This window comes from Cyanobium sp. BA20m-14 (assembly GCF_024346295.1).
In genome coordinates this window covers 1-11,597 of sequence record NZ_JAGQCR010000087.1, presented here as the reverse complement: position 1 = coordinate 11,597, position 11,597 = coordinate 1, and the positions used below count along the sequence as shown (strand labels likewise).

The 11,597-nt window shown below is 60.1% G+C and carries 12 protein-coding genes; 2 read left to right on the top strand and 10 right to left on the bottom strand.

Going from position 1 to position 11,597, the window contains the following annotated elements:
* Positions 1-568: 568 nt before the first annotated feature.
* From KBZ07_RS09590 to KBZ07_RS09560, 7 genes are all read right to left on the bottom strand, one after another.
* Positions 569-1,627 carry a DnaJ domain-containing protein gene (locus KBZ07_RS09590; RefSeq protein WP_254931404.1) on the bottom strand — a complete coding sequence of 353 codons (1,059 nt, stop codon included), beginning with the start codon at positions 1,625-1,627 and terminating at the stop codon, positions 569-571.
* Positions 1,628-1,629: 2 nt separating this feature from the next.
* The gene (locus KBZ07_RS09585; protein ID WP_396123997.1) at positions 1,630-3,384 is read right to left on the bottom strand and encodes a DUF3370 family protein; all 1,755 of its coding nucleotides are present in this window, start codon (positions 3,382-3,384) and stop codon (positions 1,630-1,632) included.
* 216 nt (positions 3,385-3,600) lie between these two features.
* The gene (locus KBZ07_RS09580) at positions 3,601-4,401 is read right to left on the bottom strand and encodes a sigma-70 family RNA polymerase sigma factor (RefSeq protein WP_254931403.1); all 801 of its coding nucleotides are present in this window, start codon (positions 4,399-4,401) and stop codon (positions 3,601-3,603) included.
* Positions 4,402-4,496: 95 nt separating this feature from the next.
* A complete protein-coding gene (locus tag KBZ07_RS09575) occupies positions 4,497-5,336 on the bottom strand; it encodes an ATP adenylyltransferase (protein WP_254931402.1) in 840 nt (279 codons plus the stop codon).
* On the bottom strand, positions 5,326-6,264 hold the full coding sequence (locus tag KBZ07_RS09570) for a SpoIID/LytB domain-containing protein (RefSeq protein ID WP_254931401.1): 939 nt from the start codon (positions 6,262-6,264) through the stop codon (positions 5,326-5,328). The genes KBZ07_RS09575 and KBZ07_RS09570 overlap by 11 nt, the downstream gene beginning before the upstream one ends.
* A gap of 110 nt (positions 6,265-6,374) precedes the next feature.
* On the bottom strand, positions 6,375-7,307 hold the full coding sequence (locus KBZ07_RS09565) for a PhzF family phenazine biosynthesis protein (RefSeq protein WP_254931400.1): 933 nt from the start codon (positions 7,305-7,307) through the stop codon (positions 6,375-6,377).
* Positions 7,304-8,227, bottom strand: a complete 924-nt coding sequence (locus KBZ07_RS09560) for an NAD(P)H-dependent glycerol-3-phosphate dehydrogenase (protein WP_254931399.1) — start codon at positions 8,225-8,227, stop codon at positions 7,304-7,306. The genes KBZ07_RS09565 and KBZ07_RS09560 overlap by 4 nt, the downstream gene beginning before the upstream one ends.
* An 84-nt stretch (positions 8,228-8,311) precedes the next feature.
* Between KBZ07_RS09560 and KBZ07_RS09555 the strand changes: the two genes are divergently transcribed.
* Positions 8,312-9,067, top strand: a complete 756-nt coding sequence (locus KBZ07_RS09555) for an SDR family NAD(P)-dependent oxidoreductase (RefSeq protein WP_254931398.1) — start codon at positions 8,312-8,314, stop codon at positions 9,065-9,067.
* An 8-nt stretch (positions 9,068-9,075) separates the two neighbouring features.
* Here KBZ07_RS09555 and KBZ07_RS09550 read toward each other — a convergent pair whose 3' ends face one another.
* A complete protein-coding gene (locus KBZ07_RS09550) occupies positions 9,076-9,420 on the bottom strand; it encodes a DUF2237 family protein (RefSeq protein WP_396123999.1) in 345 nt (114 codons plus the stop codon).
* 238 nt (positions 9,421-9,658) lie between these two features.
* Between KBZ07_RS09550 and KBZ07_RS09545 the strand changes: the two genes are divergently transcribed.
* Positions 9,659-9,886 (top strand): hypothetical protein, encoded by a 228-nt coding sequence (locus KBZ07_RS09545; RefSeq protein WP_254931396.1) that lies wholly within the window; start codon positions 9,659-9,661, stop codon positions 9,884-9,886.
* Between the two features lie 3 nt (positions 9,887-9,889).
* Here the strand turns inward: KBZ07_RS09545 and KBZ07_RS09540 are convergent, their stop codons facing one another.
* Positions 9,890-10,162 (bottom strand): DUF4090 family protein, encoded by a 273-nt coding sequence (locus KBZ07_RS09540; RefSeq protein ID WP_254931395.1) that lies wholly within the window; start codon positions 10,160-10,162, stop codon positions 9,890-9,892.
* 49 nt (positions 10,163-10,211) lie between these two features.
* Positions 10,212-11,597 (bottom strand): vitamin B12 dependent-methionine synthase activation domain-containing protein (locus KBZ07_RS09535; RefSeq protein WP_254931394.1); only part of this gene is annotated, 1,386 nt, incomplete at its 5' end.

Genomic DNA, 11,597 nt, shown 5'->3' with positions numbered 1-11,597 from the left:
CTCAGCAAGCCTGTTGCATAGCCCTAAGAGCTTGCGTACCTGTGTATGACACAGTGACGCAAGACTTCAGAGTCTGCTGCTGCAACGACTCTGAAGCGAGACGGATGATCTGGACCAGACCAGGTGAGATGGCTGGACAAGCTATTCAGGCCGTCTTCCGGCCACAACTACAAAGAACCCATGAAACACACGACTAGGGAGATGCAGGCAGAAATACGGAAAAATTGGAAATAAACCCAACTAGATGCCATCAACTAGGGGGCAAAGCTCACTTGCATATGCATCAGCTATCTCATCCAAGACTAATTAGTGGTCTCATTACAAGACCAGGCTGCTCAGGCCAAGAATAAAAAATCCCACTCTCCCCAGGCAAGACCCTTAACAAGACCAACAATGAATCTCATGTGAGAAAAGAAAAACAGCTATCCGTCCAACATCTGAGCAGTCAAACCGTTGTGGCTAGCAATGATGATGCGCCCAAGCAAGCCGCAAAGTGCAGATCGCTAGTCTCATCCGAGAATCATTCCAGGACCAATTAGGTGTCTCAGATGAGAAGTAATATACGAGTCTATTCGTTGCGGTAGAGCTCTTTCAGTAGCTGGTAGGCCTCGTTTAGGCGCCGCATGGTTTCTTCCGTGCCGCCAGAGTCGGGGTGATGGCTCATCGCCAACTCGCGGTAAGCCTCCCGTATCTGTCGCAGGGTGAGCCGCTGACCCGGCGCCGTTGGCAGTTGCAGCAGCTTCAAGGCCCCATGCAGGGTCATGGTGTGTTCCAAGGTCTGGAACGAGGTGCCCTTACGTCGCTTGCGGAAACGATGAACAAAGCGCCTGATCAGCGTTGGTAAGCGGAGTTCCAGGGTTGAAGTGCTGAAGGGATCCTCCAGCAAACCTGCCATCACCATGACTCGCTCAAAAGTTGCGGGCTCCCTGCCCCAGCTGGGAGCCGTATTGGCCACCACATCGCAGGCAAGCGACCAAGTAAAGGGGCGGCCCTCACTTTGATCACTCTGGTCCCAAATGTCCTGGGCCAACCACACCATTGCGGCTTCCAGTACCGCCTCATTGGCAACCTTGCCGTAGAGCTCAAGCCAGTGGTCACGGGCTCTGGCCAAAGAGCGTTCGAGCACATCACCGCCTACATGGGGGAGAGGTTCTTGCGCCAGATCCATGGGTTGGCGTAAGGGCTGCAAACTGCGCTTGAGCTGGTCAGATTGGCGCCTCACAAAGCCAGGTAGGTCAATGCCGCTCTGACGAGGGCGCACATCCGCTGCCATTGACGCATCAACATCGAAGTCGAAGGCAAATTCACGATCAGCTGATTCCCGATCCAGGCACAGGTCTCCCCCGGAGCTCCGGGTCATCAACACCAAAGCCCCCTGTTCGTTGAAGGTTGATTCCAGGCTGGTTTGTTCGCTAAGGCAACCATCAGGCTGGTGATTGCCGTCGTTGGCAAGAACAGAGGTCTCAGCTTCCTCAGTATTTGGGAAGATCTCTTGTAGCAGACGCTCCAAAATATCTCCGCGACTGCGGATGCCCCACTCGGCCCGCAGCGCATCAATTTTGTCGAGCAAATCGACGGGCAGCTCCAGGCTGAAGCGGCGACGATTGGGGTCCGCCGGCTTAGCCATGCCTAACGGCCAATAAGGTCGCGCATCATTTCCTGCTGCGCTTCCAGGGCCTGCTGGTAGCGATCAACCAAGCTTTTATTCCCAGGGGTTGAAGTTTGGTTGGGGGAATAACGCGGCTGATAAATTGGCGGTGGTGGCAGAGGATTTGCTCTGAGGGGCGGCAGGCTGGGGAAGCGTGGCTGCAGCACCAACGGGGCCATTAATTCTGATCCATCCTGACCATCACGATCCTGATCTGGAATCGCAGGCAGGGACTGGGGGGGCGTCATCGCCGCGGGGGAGGCTGTGTTGCGAGCCAACTCAAGCAAACGCTCTCGCTCCTGCACCATGGCGACCTGACTGGCTGGCACGATGCTGAGTAGGTGACCAGGGGTGGCATCGGCCGGATAAACCAAGCTGATTCGAACTGGGTTGGATACACCTCCCCGAAGATTCAAAGAGGTGAGGGGCAAGCTTTGGCCAGAGCGCATGCCTACGTGCATTTCTTGAAGCCCTTCCTCCGTGCGTACTTGCAATGATCCCCTGAAGGCGGTGAAAGGTTTACCAGTGCCTGAGGCGGTGGGATGGCTGAGAACCAGCTCATAGGGGCCAGCCCCCTTGAGATTCAGATCGACATCAAATCGAACGCCGTAGGTGCCCACATTGTCTAGGGATGAATCCACCATGCGGCTGGCGAGTGGATTGACCTGCACCTCGAGCGTGCCGAAATTATGGCGGTTAGTGCTCGTTAGCGGAAAATGTAATGGACCTTGCTGAGCGAAATCATGGTTCAGGGTGGCTTGATAAGTATCACCTATAGCAACACCTCCCACACGGGAGAAAATTCGGCGGCCATTGATGTCAGCGATGCGGTTCAGGTAGACCCTGCCCGGAGCAAGCCGTCCCCGATCCAAAATAGCGATTAGATCCCAGTCGCTATTGGGTTCTTTCCCAGCAACAACAGCCATCTGAAAAGGTCCATCACTATTACCTTTCAACAAGGCGTTAGCAATGCCAAGCGCAGGCAGCTGGGTCTGAAATAGCACAATACGGCTGCGGGCAGGAATAGTAATATCCTGATCAAGTTTTGGATCTAGACGACTGCGTAGAACTTGCACAGCTGTTGCATCTCCAGGACCGGTATTCCAAGGGCGAGGCCCGAGAGGTCTTACTCCCATCTTGTAATTGACAAGATAGGGCGCCTCAAAGCTGTTGCGTACTGCACCGGTTTCAAAGCGGATGTGCACTGCCCGCATTCCGGGATTGATCAGAATCAGCCCTAGGGTGAGTTCTGGACGCCTACCAGAGCGGGATAGCTGGCGGCGGTTCGGGGGGAAATACTTGTGGTGCATGTGCACCCCAAAATCACCGTTGAAGGTGAATTCGGCGTTGCGCAAGGGCTGTCCAGTCTCTTCGGCGTAGGCATACCCCGGCGCGGTGCTGATCAGGATCCCGGGGCCTTCAACCTCCTCCGGCTGGTTCGAGTGCAGAACCGGCACCTTGTTGAAGGTGCCATTTAGGGGACGGGCCTGTTGTCCCGCCATTAGAGCCACGTAAGCGGCCGCTGGCAGCGCCTGCAACAGGCCGAGGGGAGCCCCCAGGGCAGCTGCTATCAGCAGTTTGATCGGCCGCAACGGAAATCTGGTAATCAGGGTGTTGGGTTTGAGTGCAATGGCCCCTATTCCAAAAGGGTATGACGGGAAGTTGGTTGCAAACCCAGATTGAGAGCTCGTACAGGGGCTGGGAATGGAACTGACCGAAGGGTGTTTCGGGGCCATCGCTGGGGGAGAAACACAACACTCGGCAAGCCCGTCAGGGTCGCTAGAACCTTTAGGAACTTTCCCACTTTCTCATGCTTCCCCTCCTGGGCTGCTGTGGCAGCGTTGATGACGGTGGTGCTGGTAGCTGGAGGCGTCATCAAGAGCGCAAGCTGCGCATGCTTCAGTTCTGGCGGGACGGGGTGGAACGCCAGCTGGCAGCCGTAAATGCCACGATCAGCACGCTGGAGCAACAGATGGAGCGGGATGCGGCCTCGGCTGGAAGCTGAGGCTTGAGAACGCGTCTGCATTAAGTAGAGCGGCACGCATCTGTGCCAGGCCCTGCTTGAGCCTCCGCTGCACGGTCATCGGACTCACCTGAAGCAAGGCTGCCGTGCGCCGGTAGCTCCAGCCCGAGAGCACTACCTTCTGGATCACACGACGTAATCCGGGCTCAAGGCAAGCAAGTTGCTGACGCACTTCAGCTCCCTGATCCTCCCAGTCATCAGCGCCGGTGAATTCAGAGTCCGAGGGCCTGCCGTTCGAACCCTCATGAAGTCTGGTTTCCTCATAGCCAGTCTCCAGATCCAGGGGCCTGGCTAGGGCTTGACCACGTAGCAGTTCTTGCCATTGCTCAAGGCTGAGCTGCAGAGCTAGTCGCAGATCTTCGGCGCTGGGCTCCCGCCCATGGACACTGCTCCAGCTGGCCTTCAGTTGGCGCAGCTTGTCGTGCAGCTCCATCTGCCGGCGCGGTAACCGCACGGCCGATGCCGAATCACGCAGGTAGTGCAAGATGGCGCCCCGGATGTGCGGTCTGGCAAAGGCCTCGAAAGGAGTTGCTGTTTGTGGTTGATAGAGCTCGGCGGCTCGTAGCAGGCCCATCAGACCCACCTGAACCAGGTCGTCGAGGGGCTCCGGACAGCGGCGGCAGTAGTGCACAGCAATTGGGGTAACCAGACCGCAGTACTGGTTCACCCGCTGGTTGCGTTGTTGCAGGGCACGGCGGCAGAGGGATTTGGTTTTGATCGATTGGGTCATGGGCTGAAGTTGGGTTGGCAGGGTTTTGGTTCCCTTCCTTTCCAACCAGCCGCGACGGGGCCCTATTGCGCAACCGAAAAATTACGGAACGTTGATCACATGTCCTTGTCGGGGGCAGCGGCAACCGCCTGCAGTAAGGACCAAGGCCCCTCTCGCTCCAGCAACTCGAGATCGGACCTTTCCGTGGCCAGCAGATAGCCAGCAAAGGCAAGGGCATTGAGGCTGAAGCCAGCGCAATGTTCCTGGGTGCGCCGCACGGTGAGCAGCCAGTTGTCGTCAAAGAGCAGGTTGTATGGGTGCCTGGGCTGGGCGTCCTGGTGGGGATAGCCCAGGCCCAGTTGCTCGGCATGCTCCAGGTAAAGGGCGGGTAGATCCCTACCCCCGTGGGCATCTGTGCGGCGACTCAGCCGATAGGCCCAGGGCCAGGGGCGCTCGCCCCTATCCAGCTGAACTTGGATTGCCGCAGACAGGGGCGTGCTGGCTTCTCCAGCGCGGCGGGGCAGCAGTTGCAGATGCCGGTGGGGCTGGCTGGCGCCAGAGGCGGCACAACTGTTGAAGAACCACAGCCCACCGGTGTCACTGGCCAGCAGCGAGACCCCGCGCCAGTCGTCAACAGAAAGCCAGCCGGATTGCGGCTGCCAGGAGTCCGTGATCAGGAGCAGATGGCCCGCCTGCACTGGATATTTGTTGAGCAGCACCACATGGCCGCTGCTGAGCCGTTCCACTTCCAGAGCTTGCTCCCAGGGCAAAAAAGGATTCGGCTTGGGGCCACCACGGCGTAGGTGTTTGGGGGTGGTGCTCAGCAAACGCCGCAACACAAATGGCTGGTGCTGCGGGGCCGCCAGGACCTCGGTAGCTAGGGGAACCAGGGAGCCGCTGGCCTGCGCCTGGCTGGATAACTGCAGCGCCAGCTGCCAGATGCGCTCAGCTCGCACCAGCCTTGAGGCGGGCCAGAGATGCTCCCTGGTAATAGTGACCAAGAATCTGGTTGTAGCGATAGCCCTGCATAGCCAGATCCTGGGCGCCGTGCTGGCTCATGCTTGCGCCGAGATGGCCATGGGCTTCCAGGGATATCTGGCGGTTGGCGGCATAAAGACTTTCCACGATGGCGCCCTGATAGCTGAGGATCATGCCGGCGGTGCTGGCGGCAGCTTGGCGGGTGCGTTCGTTGCTGCTCGAGAGGCCCTTGTAGGCCTGCCAGCGGGTTGTGTCACCAAGATGCCAGTGACGGTTGGCTGGGCGAGCCATGTGGGCGAGGGCATAGGAGCGGGCGGCTACGGCCTGGGCCCGCAGAGCCTCTAGCGACCAGCTGCTAGGCATCTCAGCTCCAACCACGGCACCGATGTAGTTCTCCAGACCAACGTGATTGACCACCCTGAGCCCGCCACTCTCCGGAATCAGACGCAGGCGCCCTCCATAGGGGCGGCCGTTGACCAGTACGGAGGTCCCACTGGTCTGCAGCCAGGCTTCTGGGCCCTGGAGCCAGAGTTCATTGAGGTTCACCGAACTGCCAGCGCCGCCCTGTTGGAGCAGCTGGCCGTCTCGGCTGACAACCTGCCAGGCTCCGCTGGCGGAGAGATCGGGGTTGGTGCCGGCGCCAAGCAGGGCGACGCGGATTTCCAGATCAACTCCCGGACCCGCTTCGGGCTCATCCAGGCCGAGGCTGGCAGTGGCAGTGGCAGTTGCTTGAGGGGTGGCTCGGCGCGCCTCGAGACGACGCAATTGCTCAGCTGCGGTAGTGGTGTCTTGAGCCGGGGGCGGCGTATCAATAAGGGCATCCAGCAACTCGCCCTGGGCGGCCCCATAGGGGCGGGGAGCCAGGCCCTGGGCCGCAAATCCCACCGCCACGGCTACAACGGCCATTGGGCCAGCCAGCATCAGTCTCCGGCTGAAGAGACCATGCAGATGAAGTCTTCTTGTCTGGAGAAGACTTCTGTTCTGGAGTAGTCCTCTGTTCTGATGTAGTCCCTGATTCAGGCGCAGACGGCTAGGGAGGCCCAGGAGTCGGCTCCGGAGCCATCGGCCTGCACCCGCAATGTGCCGTTCCAAAGGAGGTGGCCCGAACCGCTAAGTCGGATCATGCCCGAAGAAGCGCCATCACACACCATCCCCCCCGGCCGCGGCGAGCACTGCCAACCCACTACGGAGCTGCGGCCTAGGCGATCGAGCCAAAAAGGCGCAACAAGAGCGTGGGCAGATCCAGTAACCGGATCCTCATCAATGCCAAGTCCTGGAGCGAAGAACCGCAGCTGGTAGTCGGCTGGCCGTCCAAGCACGGAGGGAAGGTCGTCTATCGGTCCCTTCTCGATGGCCTGCATCAATACCAAGCCGCCCCGATCAGGACCCTCTAATTCCGCAGCCAGGCCAGGCAACTGGGCCAGCGCTGCCTCTGGCGAAAACAAGGCCACCCGATAACCGAGGCCTGAGCTCCAGTAGGCCAGGGGTGCCCCCCCTAGTCGTTCATGCAGCAACTGGATCAACGCTGGCGATGGCTCGGCCGGCAGCAGACCGGCGCTAGGCAGCACCAGCTGCCCTGAGCTGCCGCTGGCATCAAGGGCTACCGCCAGGGGGCCGCTGCGGGTGAACAGCTCCAATCCCCCGCCGGGCACCAGCTGCTGCCAGTGGCCCAAGGCCAGCAGGGCGGCGAGTGTTGCATGGCCGCAGAGGGGGACTTCGCAGCTGGGGGTGAACCAGCGCAGGGTCCAGCGGCCTTGCTGCTGCAGCAAAAAAGCCGTCTCAGACTGGTTGAGACTGCGGGCAATGGCCTGCAGGGCAACATCGCCCATGGGCTGGAGTAGCTGCACCACGGCCGCACCGTTGCCGCAACAGGGTCGGTCAGCAAAAGCCTCAACCAGCACAGCTGGCAGGGAGACAAGTGGCGTTACAGCAGAGCCAGGAAAGGTCATGCTTGCTGCCACTCCGGCCGCAGATCGCGCTCCATCAGAGCCTTAACGGCGGCAGCAGGGGTGGTGTGGCCTTCGAGCACCAGCACAACCTGCTCACAGATCGGCAGATGCCAGCCTTTGCGGCTGGCAAGCTGCAGGGCCGCTCTGGCCGTGCGAGGACCCTCAACGGTTGCTGAAATGCGCTCGCTTGCCTGCTGCTCGCTGCAGCCCTCGGCCAGAAGCACGCCGCAGCGATAGTTGCGGCTGAGGCTGCTGTTGGCGGTGGCCAACAAATCACCCAAGCCAGCCAGGCCGTAGAGAGTGCTGGTGGCACCGCCTAAACCCTCCAACACCACGCCAATCTCGGCTAAGCCACGGCAGAGCAGGGATGCCTTGGCGTTCGCACCTAAAGCCAGACCATCGGAGATGCCGGCGGCTACTGCCATAACGTTTTTGAGTGCCCCTGCGGCCTCGGTGCCAATCGGATCTGTGTTTGTGTAGAGGCGCAGCGATGTGTCGCTGAGGTGCTGCTGAAAGCGGCGGGCTAGATCCTGATCCGCAGCTGCGATCACGCTGGCCGCAGGTAGCCCTTGGCGCACCTCGGTTGCCAGATTCGGCCCACTCAGCACCAGCAAGGGGGCATCCGCCAACTGGTTTGACCAGAGCTGGGTGGCAGTTGCCAGCAGCTGGAGATCCAACCCCTTGCTGCAGCTCAATAGCGGCAGTCCAGTGGGCCAATGGGGAGCCAGCTGCTCAGCCAGGGGCTGGACCCCTGCCATGGCTACCGCCGAAACCACCAAATCCTGGTTGGCAAGCAGGTCCACCGGACTGCTGCCAGAGCGCCGGGACCAACCCGTGACGATGTGACCTTGCTGACCCCAGCGCTCAAGCAGGGTCTGGCCCCAAGCCCCCAGGCCCAACACGGCGATGCGAATGCCCATCGACTCCGAAGCAGCAGGCAGGTATGCACTGCCATCATGCGGCAGGCCCGTGGGTGCGGCTTCGGCTCTGGAGTTTTTGTGGCAATGAGCTCAGCTTCGCCGTGGCATGACTGGCATGGCACGGGACTGGTGGTGGGGTGTGGCGGCATCGGCCAGGCCCTGCTCCAGGAGCTGGGCCGAATCGCCCCGGGGCTGCAGCTTGTGGGAGCTTCACGGCAGGACTGGCGATTGCCTGGGGATCCCCTGTGGCGCGAGGTCGAGTTTTTACCGGTGGATCTCACCGACGACTCCAGCCTCTCGGGGTTGGCAGCAAGCCTTGAAAATCACCCCCCCCTGCGGCTGGTGATCAACACGGCCGGCCTGCTGCATGGGCCCTTGCTCCAACCGGAAAAGCGCCTCAGTCAGGTGAATCGCCAGGCCCTAGAGCTCAGCTTTGCGGTGAATGCCTTTGCATCCCTGCTGCTGGCCCAGGCGATCGAATCCCTGTTTAGCCCCGCAGACCCATTTCATTTCGCCAGCCTTTCGGCCCGGGTGGGAAGCATCGGCGACAACCAACTCGGTGGCTGGTATGCCTACCGGGCGGCCAAGGCTGCCCAAAATCAGATGCTGCGCACCCTGGCCCTGGAATGGGCTCGCAGAAAGCCCAAGGGGTGTGTGAGCCTGCTCCACCCCGGAACCACGGCCACGGGCCTCTCCGCCCCCTTCCAGGCCGGTGTGCCGCCAGATCGGTTGTTCAGCCCAGAGCGCGCTGCTCAGCAGCTGCTCGACGTATTGGCGGTGCTTGGGCCCCAACAGACTGGGCAGTTCTGGGCCTGGGATGGGCAGCAAATCGCCTGGTAGCTCTCAAATCAAGCAGCGTTTGCTTGCAGGATTGCTAAGGAAATCACCTCAAGAGCGGAATCCTCCGTGGCCTCTAGGCGCACAGGTGGTGCCATGCCGTCCTCGTAGGCCTCAAGCCAGCGCGGCGCACACACACACCAATGGTCTCCAGGCTTGAGCCCGGGGAAGCCATAGGCGGGCGCCGGGGTGCTGAGGTCGTTTCCCTGGGCCTGGCTGTAGCGCAGGAAGGCATCGCTCACGACACAGCAGACGCTGTGACGACCCAGGTCGGCGGCATTGGTGCGGCAATGACCGTCGCGGAACCAACCTGTCATTGGTTGGCAGCCGCACACAACCAAGGGTTCACCCAGCACATTTAGCGAAGCGGAAGCTGGCTGGCTGAAATCGCTCACGGGAACCGGGGAAAATGTGGATAGCTCCAGTCTGGCCAGGCAGTTCGGAGGTTGCAGCACTGGGCTGACGACAAGCTTCAGAGCTATGCGAAAGGCAACACACCCGCACAAAGTTGGGCTAGGTAGTTGACGGATTCCGGGGGGGAGGCGTTAAAGGTCGAAGAGCGCGTTCACCCTGTCTTTCAGCGCGGCCCCCTTCATGAGCTGGGAATTCACCGAAGACGCGGCCTTTCTGGCCCTCTGCGACGCGTACAAAGAAAGCGGTGAACCCTCCGCCATGGAATTCCTCGCCCACGGCGAAGGGGCTTTCCATTTCCAGGAACTCACCCAGAACGCCGCCGGCGAAGGCATCGACCTGAGCGACTCCTCCAACCTGGAGAAGTTTCAGCAGGAGGTGATCGACGCCCTCGAAGACCTTTGCAGCTAGAGCTCAGGAGTAGAAAAAAGCAATCTCCTTAGCTTTCAAGCCATCCCATCCGGCGGCCTTAAGCCGGGCATCAAGGCTGGCTTGGTCGAAATGCTTCGAGCCTGTCTTGACGATGCGATTGCGCATCGATTTTTTGACACCGCTGCGGGCCCGCTGGCTTTCCAGATCCATCACCTCCGTGTATAGAGCGATCATCTCGGAGGGGATCGGGGTGCCATCCAGGTCGATGCCCGAGGCGATTGCGGCATCAACGCCGCCAGGTCCGGCAATGGCCATAGCCGTTTTGCAAGGTGATTGGCCAGGCTAGAAGCCGCCGCCCCCCTGCTCAGGCTGAGAAGTATCGAGCTTGGGTATGTAGGGCCACTAGGGCAGTGGTGCTCTGCTCTGGTTCGAGTTGGTCGCTCTCATCCATCGACATACCAATCCGCTCGGCACCGAGCCAGGCGAGCTGCTGGCGGGAGTCGGCCACATTTGGACAGGCGGGATAGCCAAAGGAGTAGCGGCTACCGCGATAGCGCTGAGCCAGCACGTCGCGCAGCGGCATCGCGGTGGGATCAGGAAAGCCAAGCTCCCGCCTGATGCGCACATGCACCCATTCGGCCAGAGCCTCAGCCAACTGGACTCCAAGTCCATGGAAATAGAGGTAATCGGTGTATTGATCGGCTTTGAAAAGCTGCTGGGCAAAGCTGGTGGCGCCTTCGCCCATGGTTACGGCCTGCATCGGCAACACATCGGTTGGCAGCGACGAACCATCGGCTGCAATTGCGAGATCTCGGTAGAAATCAGCAATGCAATAGCGGTTGCCTGAGCGCTGGCGGGGCAGCTCGAAGCGTCCTAATTGTTGCTTGCGCTTCGCTGGGTCAAACAAGACCACGGCGTTGCCACTACGGCCGCAGGGGAAATAGCCGTAGGCCACCCGAGGTGAAAGCAGGCCATCCTCGAGACAGCGCGCCATCCATTGCTGCAGAACGGGCTCCGCCTTCTCGACCAGCATTGCTTCGTAGTCTTCGCGGCTCTGCTGCTGGGTCTTACGCAGCTGCCACTGGCCTGCAAATAGGGCGTTGCGATCGAGGTAAGCGAATACTTCCTGCAGGTCGATCTCCTGCTCAGTCAAAATCTGGCTACCCCAAAAGGGTGGCTCAAGGGCGCTCTCTTCGGTCACAGCCGTAGAGCGCTGATCATTTGGTTCAACGCTGACAGTGACTTCTGTAGGGGAAATAGCTACGGCTTCTCTTGCCCCATCCGCCTTGGCAGGCTCTTCTGCGGCGGTCTCGGGAGAGACGATGCCAAGCCCCTCCGGAATCGGTCCAAGGAAACCCCGTAGGTCGTCCCAGGCACCGCCTGCTTTTGCCTCCATCAGGGCGTCCATGAAACGGAGATCGGCAAATGCGTCGCGGCCGTAGACAACCTGACCTTGATAGGCGGCCCGGCAATCACCATTAACAAACCTAGGCGTAAGTGCTGCCCCGCCAAGTATTACCGGCACAGCAATACCAGCCTGATTAAAGGCTTCTAGATTGTCTTTCATGAAGGCCGTAGACTTCACAAGTAGACCGCTCATGGCGATGCAGTCGGCCTGATGCTGCCGCTGGGCATCGATTATAGCTTCACAACTTTGCTTGATGCCTAAATTGACTACGTTATAGCCGTTGTTGGTGAGAATAATATCTACAAGATTTTTGCCGATATCATGCACATCGCCTTTTACGGT